Origin of the sequence: Ignavibacterium sp. (assembly GCF_025998815.1) — a bacterium.
In the GTDB taxonomy this organism is placed as follows: Bacteria; Bacteroidota; Ignavibacteria; order Ignavibacteriales; family Ignavibacteriaceae; genus Ignavibacterium.
The window spans coordinates 2,426,846-2,444,273 of record NZ_AP026678.1 but is presented as its reverse complement, the minus strand read 5'-3'; the positions used below and the strand labels follow the sequence as shown (position 1 = coordinate 2,444,273).

Here is a 17,428-nt window from a genome sequence, read left to right as displayed (position 1 = left end):
AATGCCATACGCAGCCGCAGGACTTAAACAAATTGTAATGTGCAACAAAGGGACACTGGCAACCACGCCGGTTGACCCGATTGCACTTGGCATACGAAAAGATGCTGTTCTGTCAATCAATCATTTCAAACAGGTCGAAGATTACAGAAAGAGAAAACTGCGCAATTATCTCAACTTTAAACTTGAAGGTGAGACAATGCAGCCAACAGTCTTCCTATTCAAAAAGTTATTGGACTGGATAAACGGGAATGTTGATTTGCAGGTGGTTACGCAAAATCAATCATCCACCGCAAAAGATGTCTGGAAATTCAATGCAGGCAAAGAGCTTGGGATTGATTTTGACTGGACTTATAACCAGGACGGCAGAAGTTGCAAAATCAGTTTTGAAAGAGCTTTCCCTTATAATGATGCAGTAACATTTATTGATGCTGCAGATAGCACCACATCTGTTACATTTGCAGGAATTACGGATGACGGTACTGATCTTACACTTTACAGAGGTGCAAGTCCGGATAAATTTGAGAAGCCAGCTGCATCATCGCTCGGAAGTTCATCGCTCATTACAGTGCGGCAGATGAACATTAAGACCGAAAACAAAAAATCAATAGATAATCTTTCGCTTGTCGATAATTTGATGGTCACTCTTGAAATGACAGGAAGAGAAGCTGCTATTGCAGATTTCGTAACAAGGTTAAATAAAGGGATGCTGGATGAAGTTATCTTCCAGGAAAAAAACTCCGGGGCATATTATGATAAGTTTATGTTCAATGCAAATGTACTATCACAAACCGACGAATTTGTAATTAATGACGAGGAAAGAACGCTAAAGATTGTTCTTGAGGGAAGAGTCCCAATTTATTCAGTATCGTTTTTATATGGTACTCCTAATGGTGGCGATGCCGCGGATACAAAAGGAACAACAGGCGGCACAGTTAAGTTTGGTTATTAAGATGCCTTACCCTAAATCCCTCTCCTCCACAGGATGCTTTGCATAAGGAGAGGGACTTTTAAAGAAAGGAGAATTTATGGAGCTTAAGATAAAAATTGGAAAAGGCAATTATGCTTTGAGAACTTTCGATAAAAACGGCAACCAGGTTTTTTATAGTTCAAGTCGCTTGAAAGGATTTGATTATGTTAATAATGAATTGGTTTGCAATGTGCCTGAAGAATCAGAAACCTACGAACTTAAAGACTTATCAACATTAAAAATTGTTTCGCAAGGAGAAATTAATGACAGAAACAAAACCCTACACAATAAATCAGCAGATATATCATCTAAAAAATAAATATACACTAAAAGATTGGGGACGGATACTTAAAATACTCAGCGGTTTAAATACTGACGATAAGAATTCTATTATGCTACTATTAACTGATAATCGTGTAGAGGATTTGCTGGGGGTTATACTCGATAGGCCTGTTGAAGGTGATATTTTTGAAGAAGATTTTAATGAGGTAAGCCGTGCGATAAACGATTTTTTTACGCGAAAAAAAAGTTTGATGAAAAATACAACGGGCTCTTCAATAAGCTGAACGATGAACATGAAAGAACAAGCGGAGAGCTTGAAAGATTAAGCGAACTTCGAATATCATATTATGACCCTGCAAGTGTAGATATTGACCCGCTGTTGTTTAAGCTCTCCGGAGGTGACATATCAAAAACAAACATAATTAATGATCTGGAAGTTGAATATTGTTATGATTGGTATTACTTGATTAAAGTGAGTGAATTGAATGAGATGAGGTTGAGGATTGCAGAATGGAAAAAGCACATTAAATAAAGAAAAAGTTACATAAGATTATTAAAAAAACGATTCCCTAAGTAACTAATTAACTCGCCAAGAAGGACAAAAACAATAATGGCTGATAATATAATAAAACTAAAAATAAGTATAGACAATAAAGAAGCCATTGCATCAATCCAATTAACTGATGAAAATATACAACAATTGTATAAAAGTTTCAAGTTCGGACAGCAGGCAGTAAATGGCTTTGAGACATCAATTGCCAGGGGATTCGATAATGCACGCCAGATAATTCAAGGTTTTAGAGAGACATATTCAGCACTACAAAATATATTAAGCACACCGGTACAGGCTGCAATCGATTTGGAACAATCAATTGTATCATTTGAAATATTACTTGGAAACGGTGATAAAGCCAGGCAAATGATTAACGACTTGCGGGAATTTGCATCCAAAACCCCGCTTCAATTATCCGGGTTGCAGGAAAATGCCAAATTATTATTAAGCTTCGGAGTCGAAGCACAAAATATATTGCCCTATCTGAAAATGCTTGGAGATATATCCGGTGGTAATGCCCAGAAAATGAACCAGTTGACACTTGCCTTTGCTCAGATGCAATCAACAGGCAGGTTAATGGGACAGGACCTGCTGCAGATGATAAACGCGGGATTTAACCCGTTGCAGATTATAGCTGAAAAAACCGGTAAATCAATTGGTGAATTAAAAAAAGAGATGGAAGATGGAACAATAAGCTCTGAGATGATTATCCAGGCATTTAAAGATGCTACAAGTGAAGGGGGAAAATTTTATGGAATGCTCGAAAAGCAAAGTGAAACACTTGGCGGTAAACTGTCAACCCTGGAAGATAACTTTCAGCAACTGCAGCAACAAATCGGAGGAACAATTGCTATTGGACTATCGCCTCTTATCGAAGAATTCAGTAAAGCTTTAGAGACAATTAATGATTTTTCTCCGGAACTGGCTGGATTAATAGGCACATTTGGGACATTAAGCGCTGCGGCATTTACATTAAAAACCACTGGTCTTCTGCCTCTAATAGGTAACTTACAAGGCTTAAAAAGTATATTTCCTTTATTAAGAGAGCAGATGTCTGCTGCAGGGGCTGGAGTCGGATTATTGCAAAAATCATTTATTACCTTAGGAACAACATTGAAGGGATTGGCTGCCTCTATTGGACCTGCGGGATGGGTAGTAATTGGCATAACAGCAATAACAGCTGCAATTAATTTATTAAGCAGCTCATACGATAAATTGTCTGACTCAGAGCGGCAGGTGGTTGCAAGCGCCGATGCCGAAAAAATTAAATTTGATCAGCTTACAAAAACCATATTAGATCAGAACAAATCAATCCAGGAACGTAACAGAGCCAAAGAAGAGGCACAAAAAATTTATCCTGGATTTTTAGAAAATCTATCTATTGAAAAAACAAACCATGATAAACTGGCTGAAGCTGTTAAAAGGCAAACAGAGGAATTCAGGAAGCTTATTGATCTAAAAATTTTAAATCAGCGGCTCGATTTGGCAATACAAAATTTGGCATCTAAACAAAACGAAAATATATCGCCCGACATTTGGGATTATCTATTAGGTGAGGCGCAGCGACTTATTAATGGTACACCAGGGATTATCAATGCCCAGGTAAATGCTGCTATAAAACACGCTGAAAGTATTACTGAAGCACAGAAAAAAATAGATGATTTGTTGGCCGAGATAGATGCTAAAAACAAAGAGACCGGGGAAATAAGGAAAACCCGAGACAAACTGACTGAGGAGGAGAAGAAAAAACTTTTTGAAAAAAACAAGATATTATTATCCGAAGCACAGCGACATCAGGCGGCAATACTGAAACTTGAAACAGATAATGATATAATTATTCTGCAGCAGAAGGCTAAACACATCAATGAGATGATTAAATTATATAAAAATTATGGGCAGGATGTTACTGCTCTTGTTAACCAGCTGAAAGAAACGGAACTTGAGCTCGCTATTAAGCTTAAACCACCCGAAATAAAAATTGATGAACAATTACCTTTTGAAGCGGAAGAACTGCCGGATATACAATATGGTAATATATTGGATTACGCCAGATTAAGTAAAGAGCAGGAACTTGAACTTTGGCGTAAAACAGAGTTGGAAAAAGTTGCTGCATATGAAAATAGCGCCGAAATGACTACAGCAATCGAAGAAGAATATAAGAGAAGAAGGGAAGAATTAAAAGAACAGGAACTACAGAATACCCTGAATAATTACACTTTATTGTTCGAAAACATCGGAGGAATCTTTGCTCAACATACGGCAGCTTATAAAGCGATGGCAATTGCGCAAACAATCATTGAAACTTATCGCGCAGCAACAGCTGCGTTATCACCACCCCCAATTGGAGCCGGACCAATATTAGGTCCAATACTTGCAATTGCAACTATTGCCAAAGGCATGGCTAATGTTGCAAAGATACAGTCCACAAAGATTGGTGGTTTTGCACTCGGCGGAAGACTTAGAAAAGGCGAGCAAGGATTTTTCGAAGGTTTTGAAAACGAAATTATTGCACCTGAAAAAACATTTATAGAGATATTTAAAAGCGAATTAAGACCCAAAATATATGCCGATATGAGTGTAGATAACAGCAAATTAATTAATGAAATAAAGCTCTTACGTAAAGACCTTAGTAGCGGTGCAATCAAGGCGGTTGCTTATCTTGATGATAGAGAGGCACGCAGAATTTACAATATAGGTAATTATCAGCGAAGGAAGCTGACCCTTGATTAGTAACATTAAAATTGAGTTTAAAGATTATCCGTCCGGCAATTGGGAAGATTGGAGTGAATATCTTGCCGACATATCCTCGTTATCAAAAAATGTAGAGAGCGATAATCCTGGTGAAGCAGGAACAATAGTCTTTGACGAAGTAAAGATTTCTTTGAGGTATTTGAATGGAGAACCGCCATACAATAAATTTTCTATTGACCTGAGTAATATTAACAGATACCTTTTCCGCATATCATCGCTTAAATCTGATGGTACATTTGTCCCATTGTTTGAAGGGATAAGTGATTTTTCGAGCATATCCTGGAATGATTATGAAAATGTAGTAGAATTCAGTGTCGTTGATAAATTATCAGCATTGGGAATATTAACTGCTGAACAGATAAGAGACCACTATCTTATAAAAGACAGATTATCCGATGCAGCACCCCTTTCTACGGAATACCAATTCCAATATAATAACGGAGTACCCAACCATATCTGGATATGTGCTGCACATCCTAATGTATATGATGATTTAAACAGTGTTCTAGTAAATCCCGGTGAAGTTGTTGATATACCTGAGATTGTTAGTGGTGAGAGCAGATTACGAGTGATAACAAAATCCTGGCTTGAGATACACCCTATTTATAACAAAATATGTAACAGGGTGGAATTTGTGCCTCATCTTGATTCTACTAATTACAATACTATAATTTATGATGGAAATAATTGGCTAAATCACAAAGCTTATAAATCCCTGGTTTATGGAGAAGATATTAACAATATTGTATCAGACGAACTAGTTAGTCTTGATGGTCTTAAGTTAATTAAAGCTTTGTACAACCAGGCCTGGCCGGGGACAAATTTTACTGTAATACCCGGGTCGTTGACATTTAATGTCCCAGCAGAATATGCAGTCAGATTAGTTGAAAATAATCCTTTCGGGAAAAGCCCCCTTGATGCTATAATTACATTAGTTAATTCAATTAAGCCGGCGGGAGGAATAAGCGGATCTTATCTATATGTGAATAAACAAGGGAATCTTGTTTTACAATCTAAAAATGAATTAACCGGAGGCAATCAACGGGATTTAAGCAATACTAAAATATTCGGCAACCGTAAAAAATATTTCTGGGATAAACTTGCAGATGCCTGCACTGTTAACCTTAAGAGTTGGATAATAGATAAAAAGACGGGCGAATACTTGCAAATAAAGCAAACTGTTACACTAAAACCCCCTTATGCAACAGGATTTATTAAACCTAAAAATGAGATTAAAAAAGAACTTATAACTACGGAGTTGCCGGGTGTAAATGAAGACCCGTTATTATTCCTGAAAAACAAAGCTATTGAGCTGGCACAGGATTACTTAACATTCTATGGTAAAAGGAGAGTTGCCTGGGATTTAACTCTGAATCTCGATGATAACACTGTGGCATGGGACATACTCGATTTCCTAACAAAAGGTTCCGAGAGCTACATAATTACAAATATTCAATACAATCTTATTACCAGGGAAATTACTTTTCAGCTTGTTGGCACTACCGGTTATAATTATGATATTAGACAGGTTATATTTGCATCGCCGGACTACTCCTATAATGGAGATACTACCTCTGGTTATGTATCATCAATCAATACTATCATTGGGACATCAGAATTAAATTTCCTGGCACCACTGGATTTGACAAGCTTAAATGTAAGCTTAAAATTTACCGGTAACCTGAAACTAACAAATGGTGAGTTGGATATTGTACAGGATATTATGACCACATCAACTCCAACTTTTGCTCAATTAACACTTAGCAGTGCCGGAACTACAACATCAAACGCTGTAAGAGCGGATAGAGCTATAAATACAAATTATCCTTTGACTGGTGGCGGGAATTTAACTGCCGACAGAACAATCGGATTAAACTACAACACAACAAATTTAAAGCTAACATCAAACCAATTAAACACTATACAAGATATAGGCACAACCGCAACCCCTACCATTTGCGCACATTAATTATTAGCAATGCCTGGAACACAATACAACAAATGTCGTTAGGCTAGATAGAAACATAAAGTACAAGTTATCCTTAACTGGTAGGTGGCTAATCTTAACGAGCTGAAGAACAATTCGGAGCTTAGTATATCAATGCAACTAATTTGAAACTAACTTCAAACCAATTAAATACTATACAAGATATTGTCAACCTCAAGTTACTCCATCTATTTTCTAATTTAACTATTAACTAATAGCTTTAACTGTTACATAGAAATGCAAGCATTTCAAGAAGCTGAAATTACACTACAAGCTGGTGACAGACACAACATTATGTTGTTTCAACTAAGTGTATAGCAAACCAAAGCGGAAGTTATGATATAGACAAAATAATTTAACAGCTCAATTATTCTTGGGGTGCTGGTAATAGTAATCCTTCCTGGTGGGTTAGAAATATAAACAGTCGGCATGTTTTTAGACCATACAAGTTCAGATTACTAGTTACTGAATTATCGAATGCTGTTTTTACATTAGAAAAAAGAATAGTCGGAAATGTCACAAATTCACATGGATTTTATAGTTGTATTTAGTGATTATGGTGGTGCTGGAAGTGGAACTATTACAAACTTATCGTTATTAAAAGTTGAAAGTAATTACTCAAAGCCTCTCTATATATTACAACTGGATATAGGGTTACATATACCAGTATTTAAGGCACAAAATGCTTATGGGATAAAAATTGATAGTGTTATTGGTTCAACCGATACTTATGCTATTTATTCGGGCGCTAATGTTAAATCATATTTTAAAGGCAGTCTTGGAATAGATACTACTGCACCTTCTTACAAGCTTGATGTTAATGGAACCGGAAGGTTTGTTAGTGCTTTAACACTTGATAATGTTCTTGAACAAAAAGGCACTACTGGAGCAAATTTATTTTATACAAGCATTGAACAATTTGGAGATAAATCAATTGGCACAAATCCCTTTGCATCTGGCTGGACAGGAGCAGGTTGGCGGCATTGACAAAGGAATTACTACTGCAGGAAGGACGCACCTTGAACTTGATGACCTAACGGTTCGAGGAACGATGCGAGTTTACGAGCTTATCATCAACCAAATAAGGGCAACAAACGGCTCGCTGTTTGTGTCAAGCAGCGCAAAGGTTTTATCCGCTACTTTGACACCAGGAGACCCTGAAACTTACACTATAACTTTTGAAGACCCGGAAGGTCACAATGTATGTCCGTTTTTAGTTAATGATATTATTCTTGTCCAAAGAGTAAGGCTTGATTCAACACTATGGTTAAGCAAATAGTTTGTCAAGTAACAAATGTAACTGGCACAACTGTTACTGCAAGTGTAATTTATCGAAATGGTACAATTGATAAAAATGACTTATGTGTAAGAATAGGAAACACTTCCAACACTTCAAGGCAGGGAAGTGTATATTTAACAAGTGATGATTCCAATGCTCCATATATTGATATAGCTGACGGAGTAAACAGCTGGAGCGCCTGGAGTAGTGCTAACAAAATAAAAGTTAGAATTGGTAAGCTTACCGGAATAACAGACACTTTTTTTGGTGCATTATCAGGATATGGTTTATACGCAAAGTCAAATGCCTATTTAAGAGGCAAAATATACGCTGAACAAGGTGGATGGATTGCTGGTTGGACAATAGATTCCTCAAAATTAGTAAGTCCAACAGTACAAGATGGTAATGGTTATGAAACAAATTTTGAATTAGTTGCTGATAGTGGTGCTTTGGCTATAGGCGCTTATTTGAATTATGATTTAAGTGTAATTGATACGCCGTTTTTTATTTCATTTGGAAATATTAAAGATGGTGCAGGTAATTATACAGGTTATTATGGTCTTTCATTTAGACAAGGCAGTTCAAACTTATTTGAATTAAGCAATGGTCAGACACAAATAGCAGGCTGGAATTTCGACGCAAGTAAATTTTATAAATCCACCAATATTGAATTGAATGCAAGCACTAATTCGGTTGGAGTTAATTCCAATAAAGTTAAAATGTTTTATACAAATTCAGGCTCTTGGGGTCTTGAAGGAAGAGATGTAAGTGATAATTTAGTATTTCAATTAGGTTCAACAAATAAAATTGCAAGTTGGAATTTTATTCCCGACCATATTTATAAATTAACAAGCGGAACACCTACATCAAGTCCTGCTTATGGACTTACTATAAGTGCAACTTCTGCAGCATCAGTTGTTATTGCTTATGGTTCTAACTGGCAGCGCTATGTTAAACTTGGCTATCAAACTTCGGGTAACTGGTTTGGACTTGAGGGTACCGACACTAACGCAAATATAGTATTTCAACTTGGTTCAACAAATAAGATTAGGGATGGAATTTTGATACTACAAAATTGTATCAACGGATTGTAAGTCTTGAAGCTCTGCAAGTATGAAAGGGCTTGTAGTTGATACTGATAAGATTAAAATAGGTAGCTTTACATATACTGCCCTACTAATAGTTATTCTGATATAACTACATATATACTAATGGATAGTTCTGGTATACAATAGTGGTGATACAGTGGTGGGTATTACGGTCAAACATTACATACACAAACATCAACATCAGTTATTCTATATGAGTAAAGCATTAAATACATTATATCATTACGTTAACACAGATGCAGGAGCAACGAGCAACTGATATTGATGAATTAACTTATGGTACAATACAGGGACTGTTTAGTGATACAGATAGGGTTTTAAATAGAAAAATTAAAATTGAATTCAAATTGAGAGGTATTAAATACGAAGCAGGAACATACCACAATTTAAACGGAACTGTTAATGTAATTTATTTTAATGTCATCGTGGGGAGCGGTTATCAAAAGAGAAATTATTCATACTTTTCAATTTTTGGAATCTAATGTTCCTGGAGTTGGATATGCAAGCGCTTCTGTTATTGATAAAAACTGGAAGCAAATGCTATTGAGCTGATTGTGCCTGGTAATATTCCTGATATTTATGCTGTATATATTGAATTTAGAGCCGGATTTTTAATAGGAGGTGTTCATAAAAGAGCATTAGATTTTGAAGTATAGTGATTTAAAGTTCTACGGATATGAAGGAACAAAACACAAGTATAAATGAAGAAGGATTGAATGTATGATATAATTCGGATATGAATTATTTATCATTTAGAAAGAAACGCATTTGAAATTAATGCATATGATATAAAAGTTGCTAATTATCCTGTTGTTAGATTTTTCAGGTAGATATTCAACTTCACCACTATATGGAATTAAACTTTCTGATATGTATTTAAATTCAAGCGATGGTAAAGTATATATGTGTACTTCATTTAACTCAGAGTACACCAGTATGGAGTGCTTTAAATTAAAAGATAATAATATATTAATATTAAAATAAATTAAGTAAGTTTGAAATGACAAAAATTTCATCAAGAAAGGATAATTAAATGGGTATAAAATTGTTACAAATAGTAAATTCTATTAGTGTATTGAATAAGATTTCAAACAGCGATAAACTACCTATTAAGCAGGCATATATGCTAGCTAAATTTATTCCAAAGGTCCAGAAAGAATTAGAGACTTTTGAGTCGCTGAGAATTAAATTATTGGAAAAATATGGGGAAAAAAGAGAAGATGGACAAATCCAAGTAAAGGAAAATAATTTAGAAGAATTCCAACAAGAAATTTCCAAACTTTTGGATGTAGAGATCAACTTTGACAGTCCCAAGCTGGCCCTTTCCGACCTGGATAAAATAGGTCTGTCTGTGATTGATCTAATGACAATTGATTATCTTATAGAGAGCGAACAAGCGGTATGACAAAATGACACATTTTAACCGACTCAATAGGGATATAAAGTCAAATTATTATCTAAAAAAGCCAAAAAATTTTTTGCCAAATTGGGTGATAATTTTTGCCAAATTGGGTGAAAAGTTATAGCGACAATGTGACTCTTTTATCAAATTCAAATTCATGGAAATATCCATCATCTCGTTTTTCTTTAACCTTTTCTCCGGTTCCACTCAATTCATTTCCTTTATGTAATAAATGTATCTTGTAAAATACTGTTAGGCCCTCGTAGGGTTTGTATTTTGTATTTTTAATTATCAAAGCAGCCTCCCACTCACCAGTGAGATTCTTTTTAGGAAAAATCTTCTCATAGATAATAAAATAAATAATAGATAGTAATAAACCACCTAAAATAGTTCCTAAAGTATTAGTTAATAAATTTTCTATAAACATAAGCACCTCAATTTTTCAATAAAAATTAACATCATACCCAACAAACTTTCCATCTTCATAATTAAACTTTGCACTAAAGAACTTTTCCTGAAATAACCACGGAATAAAAATTTTATCTCCTTCCCAAAGATTTATTTCTGTAAGTTTATCATTTGGTATCCACTCAAGATGTCCTTCCGGCGAATCAATCAAATCTCCTTCAAATTCATCAGCGGTAAAAAGAAAAACATACCAATCATCTTTACCATCAAATAAAGGAAAGGTAATGAAACCTTTCATATTAACAGATTTTACTTTCAGTCCGCTTTCTTCTTCAATTTCTCTAATTGCACATTCTTCGGGTGATTCTCCTTGTTCAAACTTTCCGCCGAGCCCGTTCCATTTGCCTTCGTGATAATCGTTTTGTTTTTTGTTCCGGTAAATCATTAAAGTTGAATTAGTATTTTGGTCAAGAACATAACAGAGAGTTGCGAGTTTCATAAGATAAAATTTTTTAATTGACTGTTATTAATAAAGCAAGTATGTTTTTAATGCGTGTGAAATATAACAAAAAATTTTTTGGATTTTTATTTTTCTGTTTGGAGATTTACACAGCAACTATAAATTAACTTAAGAAATTACAAAGATTATTTGGAGACTATTAAAGATGGAAATGAATGAATTAAATTTTCTTAATAACGAACAAAACGAAGTCAATAAATCATTCTGGAGACTTCTTGCAGAGCAGGAACTTTCTGCAGCTAAAAGAAAAAACCCTGATGAAGACGACGATTTTGATGATTATGATGATGAAGAAGATGATGATCTTGTTGATGATGATGATTTATTTGATGAAGATGAAGACGATGATTTCTTCGACGAAGACGAAGAGCCTGCAGATGATTTAATTGATGACGATTTTGATATTGATGATCTCGATGATGAAGATGATCTTCTGGATGATGACGAAGAAAAGTTTTAAAAAAAGAGTGAGCTAACCGCTCACTCTTAATCTCACCTTTATTCTTAGTCTTTTCAGTAACCTAGATATAAATTTTTCAGTAAATAATTCTTAACATAATCAGTTACTCCATCCTCTAAAGAAGTAATTGATTTATTATATCCGGCCCTTTTGATTTTAGAAAGATTAGCTTCGGTAAAGTATTGATACTTTTCCCGGAGATGTTCGGGCAAATCAATAAACTCAATGTTTACCGGTTTACCAACAGCATTGAATAAAGCTGTTACAAGATCAATCCAGGTGCGAGCTTTTCCGGAACCAACATTGTAAATTCCGTTTTGGTCTTTATGCTCAAGAAAATGAAGTGTCATATCAACAGCATCCTTTACATAAACAAAATCACGCATCTGCTCGCCATCTTTATATTGAGGATTTAAAGATTTGAATAATCTAACCTTTCCTGTATCACGAACCTGTTCAAATGCTTTGTGCACAACCGAACGCATATCTCCCTTGTGATATTCGTTAGGTCCGTAAACATTGAAATATTTTATTCCTACTATTTTATCAAGAACATTATTTCGTTTTGCCCAAAGGTCAAATAATTGTTTTGAGTAGCCATACATATTTAATGGACGAAGACTTTCCAACTTCGATTCATCATCATCGAAACCAAGCGAGCCATCTCCGTATGTTGCTGCAGAGGAAGCATAGATAAATCTAATCTCTTTTGATAAACAATACCTGGCAAGTTCCTGAGTATAGAGATAGTTATTCGAAAAAAGGTGATCTGCGTCTTTTTCTGTAGTAGAAGAGTTGGCTCCCATATGAATTATTGCTTCAACAGGAAATTCAATAGAGTCTTCAACTATAGAGTTAATAAAATCATTTTTGTGAATAAACTCCTGAAACTTTAATCCGACAAGATTTTTCCACTTTTCTGTAGTGCCGAGCTCGTCAACGATAATAATCTTATCATTCCCGAGATTATTTAATCTCCACACAATAGCGCTTCCGATAAAACCAGCGCCACCAGTTACAACTATCATATGAAACAATCCTTTGATTTTTGCTGTTTGAAATTTAAAGATAATTGACAAGCTATAAAAGAAATGCGGACATCATTTAGTTCAGTATTAAACGATCAACTTGACAAAGCAACTATTATTCATATATTTGAAACAGGATTTAATAGTTCTTTTACATAATAAAATCTTATCAAGAACGGTGTAGGGAACAGGCCCGTTGATACCGTAGCAGCCGGTCAAGACTTTGTCGTGATGTCGGGTGCTAAATCCTGCCCCTGTTTATCAGGGGGAAGATGAGATGAAGAAGTTTTGATTGCCTCTTCATATCATCTGAAGAGGCAATTTAGTTTTAAATCTCTTTGTGTCTTCGAGTCTTCGTGGCAAAAAATCTTTTCCGCCACGAAGGCACAAAGACACTAAGAAAATAATTTTTTATGGTTTGATAAATAAAGGTATTCGTAATGAATGTAGAAATTTTCAAAAAACTTTTGTCTGAAAGAATCCTCATTCTCGATGGTGCAATGGGAACAATGATTCAGCGCCACAAACTTACAGAAGAACAATATCGCGGTGAGAGATTTAAAGATCATCCATACGATTTAAAGGGTAACAATGATATTCTTTGTCTTACTCAACCAGAAATAATTAAAGGTATTCATCGCGCTTATTTTGAAGCAGGTGCCGATATTGTTGAAACTAACACATTTAACGGAACCCCAATTTCACAGGCAGATTATCATACCGAGCATCTTGTTTATGAAATAAATTTCGAAGCTGCCAGAATTGCAAAAGAAGTTGCGGAAGAATTTAATAAAACTGATCCTATCAAGCCGAGATTTGTTGCAGGCGCATTAGGACCAACAAACAAAACACTTTCGATTTCACCGAATGTTAATGATCCGGGTTATCGTGCCGTTACTTTTGATGAAATGGTTGATGCGTATTATCAACAGACAAAAGGACTTGTTGATGGCGGTGTTGATATCCTTTTGATTGAAACAATCTTTGATACATTAAATGCAAAAGCTGCAATCATAGCAATTCAAAATTATCTCGAAGAGAAAAATATTGAGCTTCCGCTTATGATATCGGGAACTATTGTTGATATGAGCGGAAGAACTTTATCAGGACAAACAGTGGAAGCATTTTATATTTCAATTTCTCACGCTAAAAATCTTGTAAGCGTAGGATTAAACTGTGCTCTTGGTGCAAAGCAGATGAGACCATTCGTTGAGGACTTATCGAATATAGCTGATAAATTTATTTCTGTTTATCCGAATGCGGGACTTCCAAACGAAATGGGAGGATATGACGAAACTCCGCAATCAATGGCAAGTGTGCTTGAAGATTTTCTTGCAAGTGGATTTGTGAATATAGTTGGTGGATGTTGCGGAACAACTCCTGACCATATCAGAGCAATTGCAGAAATAGTCAAACATCATAAACCACGAATTCCAAAACCTCAGGAACCATATTTAAGATTAAGCGGACTTGAACCCGTCATACTTCGTCCCGATTCAAATTTTATGAACATCGGTGAAAGAACTAATGTGGCCGGTTCGAAAAAGTTTGCGAGGCTGATTAAAGAGGAGAAATATGATGAAGCACTTTCGGTTGCACGAGATCAGGTTGAAGGCGGTGCTCAGGTGCTTGATGTTAATATGGACGAAGGTATGCTCGACTCAGAAAAGGCAATGACAAAATTTCTGAATCTACTTGAAGCAGAACCTGATATTGCGAAACTCCCGATAATGATCGATTCATCAAAATGGTCAGTTATAGAAGCCGGATTAAAATGTTTGCAGGGAAAAGGAATTGTAAATTCCATATCATTGAAAGAAGGCGAGGAAGTATTTAAAGAACATGCAAAGAAAATTTTAAGTTATGGTGCAGCAGTTATAGTGATGGCGTTTGATGAGAAAGGTCAGGCAGACACTTTTGAAAGGCGTATAGAAATCTGTAAAAGGGCTTATGATATTCTAACCAAAGAAGTTGGATTTCCACCACAGGATATAATATTTGATCCGAATATTCTTGCTATTGCAACAGGAATGTCTGAGCATAATAATTATGCAGTTGATTACATCGAAGCAACACGCTGGATAAAACAAAATTTGCCACTTGCAAAAGTAAGTGGAGGCGTTAGTAACCTTTCTTTTTCATTCCGTGGTAACGATGTTGTTCGTGAAGCTATGCACTCGGCTTTTCTGTATCACGCTATTAAAGCTGGAATGGATATGGGAATTGTAAATGCCGGACAGCTTGTAGTGTATGAAGATATTCCCAAAGATTTACTCGAGCTGGTTGAAGATGTTATTCTTAACAGAAGAACTGATGCAACGGAAAGATTAATTGATTTTGCTGAAAAGATTAAGAAGCAAGACAAAGTTCATATTGAAGAAAAGAAAGATGAATGGCGAAATCTTTCGGTTGAGGAAAGATTAAAGCACGCACTGATTAAAGGCATCACTGATTATATTGATGATGATATTGCAGAAGCTCTTGAAAAATATTCCGCACCGCTTGAAATAATTGAAGGTCCTTTGATGGCAGGAATGAATGTAGTCGGTGATTTATTTGGTGCAGGCAAAATGTTTCTTCCACAGGTTGTAAAAAGCGCGAGAGTTATGAAAAAGGCAGTGGCGATACTGGAACCTTTTATTGCCAAACCCCAAATCTCCTCGGGAAATGAAAGCCTCATCCCCAGCCCTTCTCCAAAGGAGAAGGGAGCAAATGCCTCTTCCTCAGAGTCAGATAAGTTTGATTGGATGACAGCAGATCCGGGCGTTTATGGATTACTTAAGGAATTCGTTAAACAAAACCGTTCTAATCCTACTGAAGCAGAAGAAAAAATGTGGGAGCTTTTACGGGATAGAAGACTTGAGAACTATAAATTCAGAAGACAACACATAATCGGAAAATATATTGCCGACTTTGTTTGCCTCGAACAGAAACTTATTATAGAAATTGATGGACTGATTCATCAACTTCCTGATAACAAAGAATCAGATGAAATTCGAACTCAATGGCTAAATGAAGTTGGCTTTAAAGTGATTCGATTTACCAATGAGCAGGTAATTAAAGACACTAAAAATGTATTGGAGGAAATTATAAAGAATTTAAAAGTCCCCTCCTTTGGAGGGGATTTAGGGGAGGCTTCTAACAGAGAGGGTTTTGACGAAGCAAAAGAGGAGGATTTAGGAGGGGCTTCAGTATTATTGGCAACAGTCAAAGGCGATGTTCACGATATAGGTAAAAATATTGTTGCTGTTGTGCTTGGCTGTAACAGCTATAATGTGATTGATCTTGGAGTTATGGTTCACGCCGAGAAAATCATTCAAACGGCAATTGACAAGAAAGTTGATGTTATTGGTTTAAGCGGGCTTATCACTCCATCGCTCGATGAAATGGTTCATGTTGCAAAAGAAATGCAAAGAAGAGGACTGAAAATTCCTTTGCTTATTGGTGGTGCAACAACATCCCGCGTTCATACAGCTGTTAAAATTGATCCAAGCTATGATGGAGCTGTAATTCATGTTCTCGATGCATCGCGCAGCGTTCCTGTTGTTTCTTCTTTACTTAATCCTGATGAAACAGAAAGAAGAAAATATATTCAATCAGTAAAAGATGAATATAAAAAACTGCGCGAAGATTATCTGAAGAAAAAAACCGATAAACAACTTATTCCTATTGAAAAGGCAAGAGAGAATAAGTTGAAAATAGATTGGAGCAAATCGCAAATTAAAAAACCAAATAAGTTGGGTGTTACTGTTCTGAAGAATTATTCGCTTTCAGTATTAAGAAATTATATTGACTGGACTCCGTTCTTTCAAACATGGGAATTAAAAGGGAAGTATCCCGCAATTTTTGATGATGAAAAAATCGGAAGCGAAGCTAAAAAACTTTTCGATGATGCAAATAAGCTTTTAGAGAAAGTTGTATCCGAAAATCTTTTAACTGCAAATGCTGTATTCGGATTGTTTCCTGCTAATTCCGTTGGAGATGATATTGAAGTTTACAGCGATGAATCCAGGAAAGGAGTTCTTACCGTTTTACACACACTTCGCCAGCAAATGCAAAAGACAGTAGGACAGCCCAACATTGCTCTGGCTGATTTTGTAGCACCAAAAGATTCCGGACTAATCGATTATATTGGCGCATTTGCTGTTACTGCAGGAATCGGAATTGAGAAACTGATCCGGGAATTTGAGAAAAATCACGACGACTATAACAGCATAATGATTAAAGCAATAGCTGACAGATTAGCCGAAGCATTTGCAGAACATCTTCACGAACTTGTCAGAAAAGAATATTGGGGTTATGCATCGGATGAAAATCTAACTAACGAAGAACTTATAAAAGAAAATTACATCGGTATTCGTCCGGCACCCGGATATCCTGCACAACCGGATCACACAGAAAAGCCAATCATATTTGATTTACTAAAAGTTGAAGAACACTCTGGCATTAAACTTACTGAATCAATGGCAATGTATCCCGCCGCAAGTGTAAGCGGATTGTATTTTGCCCATCCTGAAGCAAAGTATTTTCAGGTTGGAAAGATTGATAAAGATCAGGTGCTTGATTATCATCGCCGCAAAGGAATGAGCGTTGAGGAAATTGAAAGATGGCTCAGTCCCAACCTCAATTACTGATTTTTATTTTACAAATTACTTGACAGGTATTTCTTTAAGGATTATATT

The 17,428-nt window shown here is 35.8% G+C and carries 15 protein-coding genes and 1 riboswitch; of the genes, 12 read left to right on the top strand and 3 right to left on the bottom strand.

Translation table 11 applies throughout. The features are described from left to right. Position 1 precedes the first annotated feature (1 nt). From Q0X14_RS10520 to Q0X14_RS10475, 10 genes are all read left to right on the top strand, one after another. Positions 2–949: a hypothetical protein gene (locus Q0X14_RS10520; RefSeq protein WP_297838049.1), complete on the top strand. Its 948-nt coding sequence runs from the start codon at positions 2–4 to the stop codon at positions 947–949. A gap of 76 nt (positions 950–1,025) precedes the next feature. Then, complete coding sequence (locus Q0X14_RS10515) at positions 1,026–1,286, top strand: hypothetical protein (protein WP_297838047.1); 261 nt, start codon at positions 1,026–1,028, stop codon at positions 1,284–1,286. Continuing rightward, on the top strand, positions 1,231–1,533 hold the full coding sequence (locus Q0X14_RS10510) for a hypothetical protein (RefSeq protein WP_297838044.1): 303 nt from the start codon (positions 1,231–1,233) through the stop codon (positions 1,531–1,533). Before Q0X14_RS10515 ends, Q0X14_RS10510 begins: the two co-directional genes overlap by 56 nt. A gap of 326 nt (positions 1,534–1,859) precedes the next feature. After that, entirely contained in the window at positions 1,860–4,532 is a 2,673-nt protein-coding gene (locus Q0X14_RS10505; protein ID WP_297838042.1) for a tape measure protein, read from the top strand. Beyond that, positions 4,525–6,522: a hypothetical protein gene (locus Q0X14_RS10500; protein WP_297838039.1), complete on the top strand. Its 1,998-nt coding sequence runs from the start codon at positions 4,525–4,527 to the stop codon at positions 6,520–6,522. The genes Q0X14_RS10505 and Q0X14_RS10500 overlap by 8 nt, the downstream gene beginning before the upstream one ends. 531 nt (positions 6,523–7,053) lie before the next feature. Next, on the top strand, positions 7,054–7,527 hold the full coding sequence (locus tag Q0X14_RS10495; RefSeq protein WP_297838037.1) for a hypothetical protein: 474 nt from the start codon (positions 7,054–7,056) through the stop codon (positions 7,525–7,527). 64 nt (positions 7,528–7,591) lie between these two features. After that, a complete protein-coding gene (locus Q0X14_RS10490; protein WP_297838034.1) occupies positions 7,592–7,819 on the top strand; it encodes a hypothetical protein in 228 nt (75 codons plus the stop codon). Further along, complete coding sequence (locus Q0X14_RS10485; protein ID WP_297838031.1) at positions 7,804–8,913, top strand: hypothetical protein; 1,110 nt, start codon at positions 7,804–7,806, stop codon at positions 8,911–8,913. The genes Q0X14_RS10490 and Q0X14_RS10485 overlap by 16 nt, the downstream gene beginning before the upstream one ends. Before the next feature lie 251 nt (positions 8,914–9,164). Beyond that, positions 9,165–9,410, top strand: a complete 246-nt coding sequence (locus Q0X14_RS10480; RefSeq protein WP_297838028.1) for a hypothetical protein — start codon at positions 9,165–9,167, stop codon at positions 9,408–9,410. 551 nt (positions 9,411–9,961) lie between these two features. Continuing rightward, entirely contained in the window at positions 9,962–10,333 is a 372-nt protein-coding gene (locus Q0X14_RS10475; protein ID WP_297838025.1) for a hypothetical protein, read from the top strand. A 115-nt stretch (positions 10,334–10,448) separates the two neighbouring features. Here the strand turns inward: Q0X14_RS10475 and Q0X14_RS10470 are convergent, their stop codons facing one another. Next, positions 10,449–10,757: a hypothetical protein gene (locus tag Q0X14_RS10470; RefSeq protein WP_297838022.1), complete on the bottom strand. Its 309-nt coding sequence runs from the start codon at positions 10,755–10,757 to the stop codon at positions 10,449–10,451. A gap of 15 nt (positions 10,758–10,772) precedes the next feature. Continuing rightward, positions 10,773–11,237 (bottom strand): 8-oxo-dGTP diphosphatase, encoded by a 465-nt coding sequence (locus tag Q0X14_RS10465; RefSeq protein WP_297838019.1) that lies wholly within the window; start codon positions 11,235–11,237, stop codon positions 10,773–10,775. Between the two features lie 172 nt (positions 11,238–11,409). Here Q0X14_RS10465 and Q0X14_RS10460 point away from each other — a divergent pair, with 172 nt between their 5' ends. Further along, a complete protein-coding gene (locus Q0X14_RS10460) occupies positions 11,410–11,718 on the top strand; it encodes a hypothetical protein (protein ID WP_297838017.1) in 309 nt (102 codons plus the stop codon). Positions 11,719–11,771: 53 nt separating this feature from the next. Here the strand turns inward: Q0X14_RS10460 and rfaD are convergent, their stop codons facing one another. After that, positions 11,772–12,746 carry an ADP-glyceromanno-heptose 6-epimerase gene (gene rfaD, locus Q0X14_RS10455; RefSeq protein WP_297838014.1) on the bottom strand — a complete coding sequence of 325 codons (975 nt, stop codon included), beginning with the start codon at positions 12,744–12,746 and terminating at the stop codon, positions 11,772–11,774. Between the two features lie 163 nt (positions 12,747–12,909). Next, positions 12,910–13,025: riboswitch (SAM riboswitch) on the top strand. A 161-nt stretch (positions 13,026–13,186) separates the two neighbouring features. Between rfaD and metH the strand changes: the two genes are divergently transcribed. Further along, complete coding sequence (metH, locus tag Q0X14_RS10450; protein ID WP_297838012.1) at positions 13,187–17,380, top strand: methionine synthase; 4,194 nt, start codon at positions 13,187–13,189, stop codon at positions 17,378–17,380. Positions 17,381–17,428 lie beyond the last annotated feature (48 nt).